Annotated in this window: 13 protein-coding genes; 7 read left to right on the forward strand and 6 right to left on the reverse strand. The window is 36.7% G+C overall.

The features are described from left to right. Positions 1-220: 220 nt before the first annotated feature. The 3 genes from ydfG (at position 221) to AACQ49_RS08870 (ending at position 1,710) form a co-directional block, all read left to right on the forward strand. Positions 221-970: a bifunctional NADP-dependent 3-hydroxy acid dehydrogenase/3-hydroxypropionate dehydrogenase YdfG gene (gene ydfG, locus AACQ49_RS08860; protein ID WP_004242991.1), complete on the forward strand. Its 750-nt coding sequence runs from the start codon at positions 221-223 to the stop codon at positions 968-970. 97 nt (positions 971-1,067) lie between these two features. Next, entirely contained in the window at positions 1,068-1,424 is a 357-nt protein-coding gene (locus AACQ49_RS08865; RefSeq protein WP_004242992.1) for a DUF1283 family protein, read from the forward strand. Between the two features lie 49 nt (positions 1,425-1,473). Beyond that, positions 1,474-1,710, forward strand: a complete 237-nt coding sequence (locus tag AACQ49_RS08870; protein WP_161779001.1) for a DUF1161 domain-containing protein — start codon at positions 1,474-1,476, stop codon at positions 1,708-1,710. A 238-nt stretch (positions 1,711-1,948) separates the two neighbouring features. On the opposite strand, the gene bioD is transcribed toward AACQ49_RS08870, so the two are convergent. The 3 genes from bioD to AACQ49_RS08885 all read right to left on the reverse strand — a co-directional run bounded on the left by bioD (position 1,949) and on the right by AACQ49_RS08885 (position 5,071). Beyond that, positions 1,949-2,620 carry a dethiobiotin synthase gene (gene bioD / locus AACQ49_RS08875; RefSeq protein WP_004242994.1) on the reverse strand — a complete coding sequence of 224 codons (672 nt, stop codon included), beginning with the start codon at positions 2,618-2,620 and terminating at the stop codon, positions 1,949-1,951. A 195-nt stretch (positions 2,621-2,815) separates the two neighbouring features. Then, positions 2,816-4,027 (reverse strand): sugar metabolism global transcriptional regulator Mlc, encoded by a 1,212-nt coding sequence (gene mlc / locus AACQ49_RS08880; RefSeq protein WP_004242997.1) that lies wholly within the window; start codon positions 4,025-4,027, stop codon positions 2,816-2,818. Between the two features lie 129 nt (positions 4,028-4,156). After that, positions 4,157-5,071 (reverse strand): LysR family transcriptional regulator, encoded by a 915-nt coding sequence (locus tag AACQ49_RS08885; protein ID WP_004242999.1) that lies wholly within the window; start codon positions 5,069-5,071, stop codon positions 4,157-4,159. 138 nt (positions 5,072-5,209) lie between these two features. Here AACQ49_RS08885 and AACQ49_RS08890 point away from each other — a divergent pair, with 138 nt between their 5' ends. Together AACQ49_RS08890 and tus are read left to right on the forward strand one after the other, a co-directional pair. Further along, complete coding sequence (locus tag AACQ49_RS08890; RefSeq protein ID WP_004251149.1) at positions 5,210-6,475, forward strand: MFS transporter; 1,266 nt, start codon at positions 5,210-5,212, stop codon at positions 6,473-6,475. A 472-nt stretch (positions 6,476-6,947) separates the two neighbouring features. After that, complete coding sequence (gene tus / locus AACQ49_RS08895; RefSeq protein WP_036918364.1) at positions 6,948-7,877, forward strand: DNA replication terminus site-binding protein; 930 nt, start codon at positions 6,948-6,950, stop codon at positions 7,875-7,877. A 74-nt stretch (positions 7,878-7,951) separates the two neighbouring features. Here tus and fumC read toward each other — a convergent pair whose 3' ends face one another. Continuing rightward, a complete protein-coding gene (gene fumC / locus AACQ49_RS08900) occupies positions 7,952-9,349 on the reverse strand; it encodes a class II fumarate hydratase (RefSeq protein WP_004243002.1) in 1,398 nt (465 codons plus the stop codon). 574 nt (positions 9,350-9,923) lie between these two features. Between fumC and AACQ49_RS08905 the strand changes: the two genes are divergently transcribed. After that, a complete protein-coding gene (locus tag AACQ49_RS08905; RefSeq protein ID WP_104459705.1) occupies positions 9,924-11,597 on the forward strand; it encodes a YdgA family protein in 1,674 nt (557 codons plus the stop codon). 81 nt (positions 11,598-11,678) lie between these two features. Here AACQ49_RS08905 and AACQ49_RS08910 read toward each other — a convergent pair whose 3' ends face one another. Further along, positions 11,679-12,638, reverse strand: a complete 960-nt coding sequence (locus tag AACQ49_RS08910) for a hypothetical protein (protein WP_004248097.1) — start codon at positions 12,636-12,638, stop codon at positions 11,679-11,681. A 559-nt stretch (positions 12,639-13,197) separates the two neighbouring features. Here AACQ49_RS08910 and add point away from each other — a divergent pair. After that, positions 13,198-14,199: an adenosine deaminase gene (gene add / locus AACQ49_RS08915; RefSeq protein WP_004248098.1), complete on the forward strand. Its 1,002-nt coding sequence runs from the start codon at positions 13,198-13,200 to the stop codon at positions 14,197-14,199. 68 nt (positions 14,200-14,267) lie between these two features. On the opposite strand, the gene AACQ49_RS08920 is transcribed toward add, so the two are convergent. Then, positions 14,268-15,254: a bile acid:sodium symporter family protein gene (locus AACQ49_RS08920; RefSeq protein WP_004243014.1), complete on the reverse strand. Its 987-nt coding sequence runs from the start codon at positions 15,252-15,254 to the stop codon at positions 14,268-14,270. Positions 15,255-15,266: the final 12 nt, after the last annotated feature.

The raw sequence follows: 15,266 nt of genomic DNA on the forward strand, positions 1-15,266 counted from the left end.
TAAACCTTCTCTACTGTGACACGAAATAAAAACCCCCTTTCAACCCACTTTGATCAGTAGTGAAAAACGTATAACTCAGTGATGATTAAAGTTAAAAATCTTTTACATTGGCAAAGAACCTTATCTTTCCCCTGATTTATCTCAAAGCTGCATTTTTCAACTTGACTCTTGTTAACGTTCGCTTTTTACTTTCAAAGATTAAAACAATGAGGATAAGTAAATGATTATATTTATCACCGGTGCTTCAGCAGGTTTTGGAGAAGCTATTGCTCGTCACTTTATTAACCATGGACACAAAGTTATTGGTACCGCGAGACGTCTTGATAAACTGCAAGCTCTTCATCAAGAACTGGGCGATCTATTCTATCCTTTACAATTAGATGTCACCGATAAAAAAGCAGTCAGTGAAATTTATCACCAATTACCAGAACAATGGCGCTCAATTGATGTATTAGTCAATAATGCAGGACTCGCTTTAGGATTAAGTACCGCTGATAAAGCCAATCTTGATGATTGGGATACTATGATCGAAACTAATAATAAAGGTTTAGTGCATGTCACTCGAGCATTACTACCCTCAATGGTTGAACGCAATGTCGGGCATATTATTAATATCAGCTCAACAGCGGCTTCTTGGCCTTATATGGGGGGAAATGTGTATGGTGCAACCAAAGCCTTTGTTAAGCAATTTAGCCTAGGCTTACGTGCCGATCTTCAAGGTAAAAAAATACGTGTTACTGATATTGAACCCGGTCTTGTTGGGGGAACTGAGTTCTCATTAGTACGCTTTAAAGGTGATACCGATAAAGTAGAACAAACTTATGCAGGAGCAGATGCGCTTACTCCTGAAGATGTTGCACAGGCGGTTTTTTGGACGGCAACATTGCCTGCACATGTTAATATTAATACGCTTGAGATGATGCCCGTCAGTCAATCTTTTGCCGGATTAAGTGTGCACCGACAAAATTAAACGCACTGAAAACTCATTTTTTGTTAAGGGATCATATATACTTGTTGATATAAAATAGTCATTGTTCAGTGCTACATAATTTTAGAGGATAGCCATTATGATAAATACGTTAACTAAGAAACAAGCAACAAGGACTCTGCTATTTTCACTATTTCTTGGTTTATCCGTGTCTTCTTTTTCTTCTGTTGCAGCTTCAACAAATGTAACCATTAATGGCAATGGCTATGATAATGTTTTAGATAAAGAGCAAGCTCGACAAATGAAAGAAGATTGGGATCAAAAACGCGATCTCCGTAATAAAATCAACCAACGCGAAAAAACTGAGTTTAATAAAATAGATAAAGCTATTGATGAGCGTGATGCTTGTTTAAAAAGCGCCAATATCTATGCTTACTGGGAGCCAGAAACACGTCGCTGTTTAGACAGTAATACTGGTCGCCCAATTAACCCTTAATATAAATAAAACAATGATGTTTTAAAAATCAAGCAAGGAGAGAAATGTTATGAAAAAATATCTATTTGCAGTACTGGCTACATTGTTCGCATTTTCACCTTTAGCCGCAAATGCTGGATGTGATGAAGTCGTTCAAGATATTCAACAAAAAATTGAAAATAATGGTGTTCCTGCAGCTAACTTTACCCTAACAGTGGTTGAAAATGATCAAGTTGCACAGACTGAAGGTAAAGTTGTAGGTACTTGTGAAAATGATTCTAAAAAAATCATTTATACTCGCCATTAATCATTGATTTAATAGAATTAATAGAATTAATAGCTAAAAAGGGTACTTTGTGTGCCCTTTTCTTTTTTAACCTAAATAGCGATTAGGCTATTAATATTTAGTATTCATTGTTAAATAAAAAAACACCCAATGAGTTAACCCATTAGGCGTTGATAAGTAATAAGTAAAACTAAATATTAATAGGAAATAAGTTATTGAATAGAAATAACTTATTTTTATTCTCTTTAATTGACCTTAACTAAGCGGGTTGAGCGATTTCTAACTGGCTTAAGTCAAGATAACAAGAGAGATCACGTTCTTCAGGGCGCAATAAATACGGGATTTCACCAATCAATGGGGCTGGAATATGTTGAGATAACCTTTCTACAATTTTTGCATAGTGCGGTAACCCAGGATTAATTCTATTAGCCACCCAACCAACTAATTCTAAACCATCATTAATAATAGATTGCGCGGTTAGAATTGAGTGATTGACACAACCAGGTTGGATCCCAACCACTAGAACAACAGGAATTTTTTCTTTAGCCACCCAGTCTGAATAAAAAGTATTATCATCAAGTAAATAGCGCCAACCACCATTTCCCTCGATAACAACGCATTCAGCTTTTTGGCCCAAATTATTTAGTTCACTTGAAATTTGATGGAAGTCTATTGCATTTTCACTTACATAACAATTTTCTAGCAAAATAGGGTTAATTTCGTCGTAGCGAGCGTCAATAGGTGAGGAATTATGAATAATCTGAGCATCACGATTACGATTACCCTCAACCGTTTCATGTAATTCGGTTGCGATAGGCTTAAAGCCCACTGCTGTTGTCCCGCCACGATTTATTGACTGAAGAAGTGCTCGGGTGACAACAGTTTTACCTATGTTGGTATCTGTCCCCGTAACAAACAAGCGTGTTAACATATAATTTACTTCCGTTATGACAGATAAATCAGGTTTACGAAAAATGACAGAGATTAGAGTTTAGGGTAACACTGTTTATGGTGGCTTGAGTTAGCTCAATTTTTTAGTTAATTGAGTAAAAATAGGGTAATGTAAGTGATCAATTGGCCTACTTCTCTATGCATAATACTTTAATTATACTTTATTGTATTATTATTAGCCTTGCATTAACTCAAGTAATAATGAGCCATTATATAAGGCTTCTTTTACTAGTGATGCCGCTGGCAATGTGCCTTTATTGCGCAATTCTGTTTCTTCAATAACCAAGTTATGGGCATATCTAGGTAATACATGGTGTTGGATACTACTAAGGATCAGGGGGAAAAGTGCAGATTTTGCTCTACACAGAGGTGAACCTATTAATATTTTTTGAGGATTAAAAATATTGACCATCACGGCTAAAATAAAACCAAGTCGTTGCGCCACTAAATTAATGATGTCTAATGCTTGTTTATCACCAATTAATACAGCATCACATAGCGTTTCTACCGTAATCGGATATTGATTAAGTATTGAGGTGGGATTTTCTTGCGCCAAGTGCTGTGCTTTTTTAATTAACTGAGGGATCGATATTTCCGTTTCTAAACACCCTTTTGCACCACAATAACATTGCGTCTGTGAATCAATAACTTTTGTATGCCCTATTTCGACGGCACTATGGCTGTTTGAATGTAATGTCTTTCCATTAGTCACAACCCCTGCACCGACAATATCATCAATAACAATTTGCAGAATATCGGTGTTATTTTTGGCTGCACCATAGAGTGATTCAGCCATCGTCCAAGCTGTTACACTGTGTTGTAAGAAAACAGCAACACCTGTTTTTTCCTGAATTTTATCAGCCAGCGGGATATCTTGGATAGCATAGTAAGGAGAGCTATAAATAACGCCACTAATCGGATCAACAATTGCATTCATGGTAATACTAATTGCAGTAAGGCGCTCAACTCTTGATTGATAACGTTGAAAGAATGTATCTATTGCAGCAAGGAAATGATGCAAAAAAGCATCACTATTTTGTTTAGGAAAGTCGAAGGTATCTTCAACAACTAATTGATTATCTAGCTCTCTTAAACTAAAAAGTAGACTACCATTATTTACTCGAATACATAAAAATTGCCACCCTTTGCTCTCTAACTTTAAACCAACAGCCGGCCGTCCTCGAAATCCTAACCCAGGAAATTCTGTTTCATGAATAAGGTGTGCTTCGACTAATTCTCGCGTAATTTTAGTAATACTGGCAGGCGCAAGTGTTGCTTTTTTAGATAATGAGATACGAGAAATAGGACCATGTTCATCAATTAATCGAAAAACAGTGCCAAGATTAAATTGTTTTACATGATCAATATGGCTAGGCGGGATCCCCATTTCATCTTATCCTTAATAAAAAAGCCGTAATTAATTCGAAGCTCTAAATAATTATTTTTCGATTATGTCGTCAGTTTGTGATAATTGTACAATAATTACATAAAAATCGTGATGGAAAGCACATATAAATCAAGATTTTTGATCTTCTAAGATATTTTTTAGCAATAATTGAGTCAACCTGTTGGCCGCTGCGGGGATCGTTCGTTTGTTATGAGAAACTAACCATACTTCAGAGAAAGCATTCGAATTAGCAAAATGCAGATAATGCACACCATCAACTTTCATGCGGGTAAATGATTTTGTCACAATAGAAATACCTAATCCGGCAGCAACAAGCCCCAAGATGGTCATCGCCTCTCCGGCTTCCTGTGCTATCGTTGGTGTAATACCCGCAAGGCTAAGCAATTGAATAATTTCATCATAAAGCGCCGTTCCTACATCTCGCTCAAAAAATACAAAAGGATATTGCCCAATATCTTGAATATTTACGCCTGTTTCTTTGTATTCAAGTAAAGGATGCCCTTCATAAACTGCCAAAATAAAAGGTTCACGAAATAGGAGCTGGTGGTGCAAATTATCAGGTAACACCGTATTACGCATAATTCCCAAATCAATGTGACCAGTTAATAATGGTGATATCTGCTGTTTGGTATTCATTTGATGCATATGAATACCGACTTCAGGATAATTTTCCCTAAATTGACGCAAACTTAACGTAACCAAATGCATAAAAGGTGTTGTTGAGGTAAAACCAATTGAAATTTCACCTAATTCTCCTTTTTCCATTCTTGATGCTCGTGTCGCTACCGCCTTAACTTGTGCCATAATTTGATAGGATCCTTTTAAAAACATTTGTCCTGCCGGGGTTAACGAAACAGAACGATTGGTTCTTTCGAGTAAACGAGCCCCTATCTCACTTTCTAAGGCTTGTATTTGCTGACTTAAAGGAGGTTGGGAAATATTTAATCTCTCAGCTGCCTTACCAAAATGTAATTCTTCAGCAACAGCAATAAAATAACGTAAATGGCGAAGTTCTATATTCATAATTTGTATTATTCGTTGATGTAAATGCCTAATGATACTTTAAAAGTCTTATTGCCAATGATTAATATATTAGACAAAAAAATCAAATGTTTCTAACATTGATATAAATCAAATTTAAGTATTGGATAGCCACTTTTTATGGACACTCATGAAATAAGCAGTAAAAACATGGCCCTAAAAGAAGATGTTTCTATCAACACCACTTCTAAACCAAACAGTCCGAAACACTATATCCAGCGTGATGACGCGCTTTATATAAAAGTGACAGTGTCATTTTTTATGGTTGGTTTAGCCACTTTTGCATTACTCTACTTTGTGCAACCTATCTTACCTATCCTATCAAAAGAATTTTCAGTCACCCCTGCAACCAGTAGTCTTGCTTTATCGCTTTCTACAGGTCTTATGGCTTGTGGTCTATTGATTACAGGGCCTCTTTCTGATGCGTTTGGTCGAAAAAATGTGATGGTTATTGCGCTATTTTGTGCGGCTTTTTTCACACTATTAAGTGCCATGATGAATAGCTGGACGGGAATTTTAATTACACGAGCACTCGTAGGGCTATCACTTAGTGGTGTTGCAGCCGTTGCGATGACCTACCTTAGCGAAGAGATCCATCCTGCTTATCTAGCCTTATCGATGGGGCTTTATATTAGCGGTAACTCTATTGGTGGTATGAGTGGCCGTGTTATTACTGGTGTTTTGAGTGATTATTACTCTTGGCGTGTGTCTGTGATTATTTTAGGTATTTTTGCCCTTGTTGCTGCTATCATTTTTTGGCGAATATTGCCGACATCACAACATTTTAGGCCAGCAACCTTAAAACCACGTAATCTTCTTATCACAACTAAATTGCATTTTAGAGATAAAGGACTCCCTCTTCTTTTTATTGAAGGTGGCTTGTTAATGGGAGGGTTTGTAACTTTATTTAATTATATTGGTTATCGCCTATTAGATGCACCTTATTCATTAACTCAAACAACCGTTGGTTTAATTTCAATTGTTTATTTGAGTGGAACTTATAGTGCATCGAAAGCAGGCTTATTAACCAATAAATATGGATTAGGTAAAGTGTTTATTGCCGGTGTTTCTATGATGCTAGCGGGTATATTAATTACACTATTTGACTCTCTAGCAATTATTTTTATAGGTATGCTTATTCTAACTACAGGTTTTTTTGCTGCCCATGCGGTAGCAAGTAGTTGGGTTGGACGTCGAGCTAAACGAGGACGTGCGCAGGCCTCTTCTCTTTATCTATTTACCTATTATGCAGGCTCGAGTATTGCGGGAACACTAGGTGGGATCTTCTGGGTCAATTTTGGTTGGCTTGGTGTTGGTTTGTTTATTGCTTTTTTAATGTTAACAGCACTATTAATCGCACTGCGCCTTAATCAAATAGCACAATAAAAAGTCATAATTTTCTATCTGTTAATTTATAAAAACCTATTAATAATAAAGAAAATTGTGACTTTAATTTGCTTTTTTTAATATGGATTCTCTATTTTGAAAAGGACAACAACCATGACTTTAATAAAATTACCAATAATACTAGCAACACTATTATTTGCATCTATATCTGTTGCCACAGTAGACAACTGTCCACCGACTAAGCCAGATTGTGTAGACGAATATACAGCTTTTCATTACCCTCCTGAAGAAGATTAAAAATAAAACCAAGCTAGCTTAAAAAAACCGCATATAACGATATTTAAGAAAAATATCATCAACAAAGTGCCCTTTTATCGCTATACTGTATAAATAAACAGTATAGCGTAATTTTTTAATTTTCACCCTACTAGACGATATACATTCCACTGAAGTTTATGTATTGTTTTTAATAACGGCTAATTGTATGTTGTAACTAAATAAGGTTATAGAGATGAGCAAATATGATGCAATACAGCGATTTAATCTCTGTTTTCAACAACTTGAAACAGAAATCAATGCTCTTACCGATTTTCTTCGTCAGTTAAAGCAACTTCCTTCTGCGGTTTTTGAATTACCTGAGGTAAGTAAAGAAGATGAACATGATGAGATAACAAATGTTACAGTGTCACCTAGTTATGATCTTGATGCTTTAGAACTCTCTTTAAAATTAATGACCAATCTCTTTATCTATGATAATGCCCCACATGTCAGTAGCAAGCGTGCGATACGTTTACCGGGGGTACTCTGTTTTAGTGTCAGCAATCCTGTATTTAAGAATGTAAAAACACAAGTAGAGAGCATTAATTCATTAAAAAAACAACTTTCAGATATTGTGACGAAAGAGTCTGGTATTTCGAAAGAAGAACGTTTTGATTTTGTCCATAATCAGCTAAAAGGCTTAATTACACTTAATGCTTATCGCACCCTCACCCTACTTTCTGATCCTGATACAGTACGTTTTGGCTGGGCCAATAAAAACATTATAAAAAACTTAACTCGTAATGATGTGTTAGCTCAGCTAGAAAAAAGTCGAGAGGCCAATCGCGCCGTACCTCCTTATACTAGTGAACAATGGGCTGAACGTATCGATAAAGAGATAATGACCCTTTCACAACTCCCGGAAAATGCCAAATTAAAAATTAAGCGTCCAGTGAAAGTCCAACCTATTGCCAGAGTTTGGTATTCGGAGCAACAAAAACAGGTACAATATGCTTGTCCCCTACCATTATTAGCTTTCTACATTGATAAAGAGTCAGACTTTAAGCCCATAATAGGTGAATTAGCTGATTATGATGTGAATAATATTCAAATTCGCCATCGTCCTAAAGCCAAAAAGTTACAATTACTTATTCCACGCTTACATTTATATCTTGAAAAATAAGCAATAGAAAAAAATCCCGCTATCTGGGATAGCGGGATCCAATATTGTACTAGATAAAGTAAGCGTATAATTGCTTATTTTTTCATACTACCAACCATATCTTCTGGACGTACCCAGCTATCAAATTCTTCTGCTGTCAGGTAGTTCAGTTTCAGTGCAGATTCTTTCAGCGTTAAGCCCTCTTTATGAGCTTTCTTCGCGATCTCTGCAGCTTTGTCATAACCGATATGGGTATTTAATGCCGTAACCAGCATTAAAGACTCATGCAATAATTTATTAATACGCTCACGGTTTGGTTCAATACCAATAGCACAATGCTCGTTAAAGCTACGCATACCATCAGCCAATAAACGCACTGATTGTAGGAAGTTATCAATAATCATTGGGCGATATACGTTCAGTTCAAAGTTACCTGAAGCACCACCGATATTGATAGCAACATCATTACCCATAACTTGAGCGCACAGCATGGTCAACGCTTCACACTGAGTTGGGTTCACTTTACCTGGCATAATGGAGCTACCTGGCTCATTTTCTGGAATAGAAATTTCGCCAATACCGCAACGAGGGCCAGATGCTAACCAACGTACATCATTAGCTATTTTCATTAATGAGGCAGCTAAACCTTTTAACGCACCATGAGAATGAACCAGTGCATCACAGGTTGCTAATGCTTCAAATTTGTTAGGAGCCGTGACAAATGGCTGACCTGATAATTCAGCGATACGTTTAGCAACGCGAACTGCGTACTCAGGATGTGTGTTTAATCCTGTACCAACCGCCGTTCCTCCCAACGCAAGCTCACACACATGAGGAACTGAATCTTCGATATGTTTGATATTATGCTCAAGCATCGCCGCCCAACCGGAGATTTCTTGACCTAATGTAAGTGGTGTCGCATCTTGCAGGTGAGTACGACCAATCTTGACGATATCATGGAAAGCTTCTGCTTTCTCTTTAAATACTTTCAGTAATGATTTTAATTCCGGCAGTAAATCCTGACGTAATGCGATAACAGCAGCGACATGCATGGCCGTTGGGAACACATCATTTGAACTTTGACTTTTGTTAACATCATCATTCGGATGAATTTTGCGTTCCATGCCACGGATACCACCGAGTATCTCACTACCACGGTTAGCTAACACTTCATTCATATTCATATTTGATTGAGTGCCAGAACCGGTCTGCCAGATTGCTAACGGGAATTCAGTTGGGTGTTTACCTGCCAGCACTTCATCAGCAGCAGCAATAATTGCATCTGCACGTTCTTTAGGTAATAACCCGAGATCCATATTGACACCGGCGGCGGCTTTTTTGGTTAAAGCAAGCGCGTGGATCAGTGCAACAGGCATTTTTTCTACTGAAATACGGAAGTGTTCTAGAGAACGCTGCGTTTGAGCTCCCCATAACTGGTCAGCTGGTACTTCGATTTGTCCCATTGAGTCTTTTTCAATGCGAGTGGCTGCCATTTCAATCTCCTTAAGTACACAGAATAATTGATTAGTTCCGAATTACTTTCTAGTAAATAACTCGGATACAGCTATCATGCCATAAATAGAATAATAAATATGAGAGCTAAAGCGAGCTTATGAAATTTATAACAGAATGAAATTGGTTGATTTTTCTGATTAAATGAGGTTGGCTCACGATAATATTGGTGTTTTTGCTCTCTATTTATAACCATATTAATTACAAGCTTTTATTCTGTATCATAAATACAAATATGGCTTAAATAAATATACTTTTAATCCAAAAAAGACCAAAAAACGACATTTTTATCTTTAATTGCCTTATTTAAGTTATCTATAATTATTTCTCTTTAAACTCATTGTGTTAGCTTATAACTAAGTAAGTTCTGATTGCGTTCTTATTTCACTAAATCTATATTTACAGAGAATATAGATAGCAATTAATATACGCTAATTATCTATATTCATATTCAGAGTATTGATAACCAAAACCAATTTGTTGGATTGTTTAAGGGTAGCAAAACAATCTTAAGAACGTATGCTACGAAGCATACACAGAGGATGGACTAGAATTATGAAGAAATCGCTTGTCGCTGTTGGTGTTATTGTTGCACTAGGTGTTGTTTGGACCGGTGCGTCATGGTACATGGGCAGTAAAATTGAAAGCCGCTTACAGGAAGAAACCAAACGCACTAACGTTCAATTAGCGCAACTCGCTAAAGAAAGCCAATTAGGTGCGGATATTAAACTTGAAATTCGTGACTATAAGAAAGGCGTCTTTACTTCTACTGCTGATCTTGCGGTTGTGATTTCAGAGCATGCCAAATCAGATGAAGATAAAAAAGTAGAAGAAGTGCTCTTTAAGACGGATATTGACCATGGGCCATTCCCTCTTTCTGATATTGCTCAATTTAATCTAGCTCCTAAGTTAGCAGCAATGAATAATACTTTAGTGAATAATGAGACCACTAAAGATCTATTTAAGTTGACCAAAGAGCCATCATTTATTGATATGCACTCTTCTTTATCGTTTGATGGCAGTGTATCAGGTAAAGTTAACATAAATCCTATTAATTACAGCAAAGAAGGTAGCCAATTAACAACATCTGCGTTTCAGATTGATTTTTCTTCCGATAAAAATGCAACAAACATCTCAACAGCAGTAAAAGGTGATGAAGTCATTGTTAAGAAAGGTAATGATGAAACCTTTACGCTGAAAAATATTGCAGGCTCTGTTGAAGGAACTAAAGTTAAAGACGATCAATATCTATTTGATACACAAACACTGAACTTTGGCGATATTACCTTTACGAGCCAAGATAAGTCATCTAATTTCACTTTAAAAGATACTTCTCTTGCTACTAAGAGCCAAATTAAAGATAAATTATTCTTTATCACTCAAGATTATAGTTTTAAATCTCTTAATGTTGGTGGTTTTGATTTTGGTGCGGGTAAATTTGCTTACTCAATTGATAAAGCAGACCCAGATGCGATGTTGCTATTAACAAAAGTTTATAACAGCACCTTCTTACCTTGGAATCAAAATAAATACGATAATTCAGCGATGATTGAGCAAGCTGTACGTGATGTTTTGGAAAAAGGTTTAGTATTCCGTATTGATGAAGCATCGCTTACCAATAGCAGTGGCGCAAGCAAGCTAAACTTTAAGTTAGATTTAAATGCGTTCAATGCTGATGCACTGAAAAAAGAAAACAAGGCGCCTTCAGTTCTGTTTAATGAATTGTTTAATAATATCGATTTTAATATCGATCTTTCTGTACCAATGCTAACGGAGTTCCGTAGTACCACACAATACCTTGATGTTATGCGTTATTCTGAAAAAGGCTTAACAGACGAAGATAAAGCTGAAATTCAGAAAACAACCGCTAACGACATGGCACAGTTAAAAACTGAATTACAGCAAAATATCAATCAAATTTCTCAAGACGAGAAAGATGCTCTGCCATTGATGCTGTTATCACAAGACGGTAATAAACTGTCTTTAAACCTGAACTATGCTGCTGATAAATTTACTATGAACGGTAAAACTTACAGCTTTGATGAGTTTATGGAAGTAACACAAGCCCCTCAAATGTTAGGTTTAGCGGCTATGTTATTTGGTGCGGGTGCTTCTTCTTATGATTATGATGACTCTGATTATCCTGAATATTCAGAAGAGCCAGATCAAAATGATGCAATAGAAGAGCCACAAATTGAGATCCCAGCAGCACCTGCTGAAAACAATTAATTTTAGTCACTGAGAGCATACAGTCACTAATCAATAAAGCCCCCTATCACCATTCTTATGATAAGGGGCTTTTTATTGTTATTAACAATCACAATTAGGCTTAAATACTTCGCGTGTGCCCCAATCATCTTTACAACATGAATCAATCGCTTTATGCATTATTTCTGCAAGGGTATTAACTGTTGATATAATAGTAGAGAGCTCTTCACAAACATGACGACACGTTGAATTATCTTTATTCAGATCAGGAAGTTTAGGTAATGTTAAACTGTCACATAGAATTTCTTGCAGAACTAAAGAAAAATTAGCGATACCTGTTGTGTATATATAAGAGCGTCCTCCCGTCATCTGCGCTAAGCGCACATACTCTTTCGTGATGTTATCTCTATCAGCAATAGTAGGAAAGCGATCCACATTAGAGGGATCATCATTAGGCGTTCCCTGATAAGTATATACTTTTACTTTTTCGCTTCTAGCAACCACTATTGCCTCATTGTTTTTAAGCACAGCGGCTTGTGTTAATACACCTCCGCCACCTTCCATACCTTCATCACCTAAGACAAAAATTGCACGACGAGCGCCATCTCGCCAATCGAAATATTTACACACATCAATGACGGCTCGGCATAAATCTTCTTTATTTCCAGCATGATCTCGTCCATCAGCCTCTTTAAATGGCGCTCTTGCTTGTAATTTGTGAGCAGATACACCTTGTGTCATTAAATAGTCAGTCACTGAGCGATCGAACTTAGTATTATCCCACGTACCTTCTATTCCTAAAAAAGTGACTCTTAAACTTGATGGGCAACGTCCTAATGCCTTTTGAACAGCATCATCTATTTGTTGACTTAAATCAGAAGATTCATCAGCCATTGAGCCACTTGTATCTATTACCACAACTAAATCTAAAGCAACATTGCCATCTCCTGTCTCCATTTGTGAACTTAAAGTAGGGTTAGCAGTTGGTGGCGGAATTATTGGTTTAGCTATTTGTTTATTACTATCATTATTTATTAAACTATTATTTGATTTTCCATTCATATTCTCGCTCCAATATATGCGATATTAAAAATAAAGTGATTAGCCTTTTTCTAGCAAGAATATATTATGATTTTATTTTGTTTATTCACTTCCTTATTAAATATAATAGATTTGTTGTTTTTTAATATCCCAATATTATTAACAATAATTAATAAAACAATCACTTTATTTATAATTAGATAATCAGCCCTTCCACCAATAGACATTCTTAATTCTTACCAACACCTATCAATATATCTGATAGCTTATATCAAAAACAATGATATGTTTGTTTTTAAAGGAAAAATTATATTTTCAGCCAGGTTGATAAGAAGCATCAACTATACTGAAAAATAAACATAATAAATGTACAGTATTAATTTAAAAATAATTTTTATCATCGAAAAATACAAAAAAAACGCCTCTTTATGTATTAAAAATAAACAACTTCAGTTTAATTTATAGTGAATCAATTGAAAATCATTCATAATAATAGGCAATTTATTACTTTATTCCCCTTAAAAGAAAGTCACCATAACAAGTGGATTTTCATTATTATTATTAAAAAGGAAAATAACACGTGATTGACACACAGTTGCCTTTAACCGATTTGCACCGCCATTTAGATGGAAACATCCGTCCGGAAACAATTTTAGATTTAGCACAACAACATAATATTGCCCTACCTGCCTATGAGCTAGAAACATTGCGCCCACATGTGCAGATAACTAAAAATGAGCCTAGCTTAGTGAGCTTCTTACAAAAGCTAGATTGGGGCGTTGCTGTACTCGCCGATTTAGACGCTTGTCGCCGTGTTGCTTATGAGAACGTCGTCGATGTTGCTAATGCAGGTATTGATTACGCAGAATTACGCTTTTCACCTTACTATATGGCCATGAAGCATCAATTACCGATTGAAGGTGTTGTTGAAGCAATTATTGATGGTGTACAAAGTGCCTTACACACTTATGATGTTGAGATCCGTTTAATCGGCATCTTAAGCCGTACTTTTGGTGAAAATGCCTGCCAGCAAGAATTAAATGGTCTATTAAAACATCAAGATAAAATCACCGCACTTGATTTAGCTGGCGATGAATTAGGTTTCCCTGGGCATTTATTCCAACCTCACTTTAATCGTGCTCGTGATACTGGCTGGAAGATCACCGTTCATGCAGGTGAAGCGGCTGGTGCTGAAAGTATTTGGCACGCGATTAAAGAATTAGGGGCAAGTCGTATTGGTCACGGTGTTAAAGCCATTGAAGATCCCCGTTTGATGGATTATCTCGCAGAGCACCAAATTGGTATTGAATCTTGCTTAACCTCAAATATTCAAACCAGTACTATTGCCTCTTTAGCACAACATCCTCTTAAGAAGTTCTTAGAGCACGGTATTATCGCCTCACTCAATACTGACGATCCGGCCGTGGAAGGTATTGAGTTAAAACATGAGTATACTGTTGCTGCTCCTGCGGCGGGTTTAACCGCAGCACAAATTCGCCAAGCACAAATTAATGGTCTTACTATGGCTTTTATTAGCCAAGCTGAACGTGATGCATTAATTAAAAAAGTGAGTTTAGGTTAATATTAACGAAAAAATACCGCCTTATTGCTAAGGCGGTATTTTTATCTTTTGCTCTATTTTTACAGTGACTACTGATGGTGTTTTTTAGCTTGATTGGCATAACGCTGAGCTAATATGGCACAAACCATTAATTGAATTTGATGAAATAGCATCAGCGGTAATAGCATGATCCCCACCGTTGCTGCGGGAAATAGTACATTTGCCATGGGAACCCCATTCGCCAAGCTCTTTTTCGAGCCACAAAATACAATCGTGATTTCATCAGCTTTATTAAAGCCAAGCCATCTTGCACTATAAATATTAATAACAAGTACAATAGCCAGTAATACACAACTGACAATGGTGATAGTCAATAACGACCAACCGTCAATTTTATGCCAAATACCTTCAACGACGGCTTCACTAAATGCAACATAAACCACCAGCAAAATAGAAGAGCGATCGGTTCTATTCACTAACATCTTATGATTATCAACCCAACGGCCAATTAATGGACGAGATAAATGACCGATAATAAAAGGCACCATCAGTTGTAATAAAATAGATTGTATCGCCCCCGCAGTATCAAAATGCTCAGCAGAGCCTTGTGTTTCCATTAAAAAACCCACCAGCACAGGGGATAAAAATACCCCTAAAATGCTTGATGCTGATGCACTACAGATTGCCGCTGCTACATTACCACCGGCAACAGAAGTAAAGGCAATAGCGGATTGTACTGTCGCAGGTAAAGCACAAAGATATAAAAATCCCATATAAACGGTAGGTGACATCCAGTCAGGTACCATAAACTGTAGTCCCAACCCTAGTAATGGGAATAAAACAAAAGTACTGGCAAAAACCACTAAATGTAAGCGCCAATGACCAAGTCCTGACAATATCGCTTCTCTAGAAAGCTTTGCCCCATGCAAAAAAAACAATAAGGCGATCGCAGCCGTAGTGAGATGTTGAAAGATGACTTTTATCTCACCTTGCGCAGGTAATAATGTTGCGAGTATGACCACCAAGATCATAATCATTAAAAAAGAGTCAATTTTTAGCTTTTGCCACCAAGACATGGTTTTCGTCAC

The sequence above is a fragment of the Proteus sp. G2675 genome (assembly GCF_963886535.1).
Lineage (GTDB): Bacteria > Pseudomonadota > Gammaproteobacteria > Enterobacterales > Enterobacteriaceae > Proteus > Proteus mirabilis.

Coding starts and splice junctions, on each gene's coding strand:
- ydfG (WP_004242991.1), top strand. CDS start 221: ATGATTATATTTATCACCGGTGCTTCAGCAGGTTTTGGAGAAGCTATT.
- AACQ49_RS08865 (WP_004242992.1), top strand. CDS start 1,068: ATGATAAATACGTTAACTAAGAAACAAGCAACAAGGACTCTGCTATTT.
- AACQ49_RS08870 (WP_161779001.1), top strand. CDS start 1,474: ATGAAAAAATATCTATTTGCAGTACTGGCTACATTGTTCGCATTTTCA.
- bioD (WP_004242994.1), bottom strand. CDS start 2,620: ATGTTAACACGCTTGTTTGTTACGGGGACAGATACCAACATAGGTAAA.
- mlc (WP_004242997.1), bottom strand. CDS start 4,027: ATGGGGATCCCGCCTAGCCATATTGATCATGTAAAACAATTTAATCTT.
- AACQ49_RS08885 (WP_004242999.1), bottom strand. CDS start 5,071: ATGAATATAGAACTTCGCCATTTACGTTATTTTATTGCTGTTGCTGAA.
- AACQ49_RS08890 (WP_004251149.1), top strand. CDS start 5,210: ATGGACACTCATGAAATAAGCAGTAAAAACATGGCCCTAAAAGAAGAT.
- tus (WP_036918364.1), top strand. CDS start 6,948: ATGAGCAAATATGATGCAATACAGCGATTTAATCTCTGTTTTCAACAA.
- fumC (WP_004243002.1), bottom strand. CDS start 9,349: ATGGCAGCCACTCGCATTGAAAAAGACTCAATGGGACAAATCGAAGTA.
- AACQ49_RS08905 (WP_104459705.1), top strand. CDS start 9,924: ATGAAGAAATCGCTTGTCGCTGTTGGTGTTATTGTTGCACTAGGTGTT.
- AACQ49_RS08910 (WP_004248097.1), bottom strand. CDS start 12,638: ATGAATGGAAAATCAAATAATAGTTTAATAAATAATGATAGTAATAAA.
- AACQ49_RS08920 (WP_004243014.1), bottom strand. CDS start 15,254: ATGTCTTGGTGGCAAAAGCTAAAAATTGACTCTTTTTTAATGATTATG.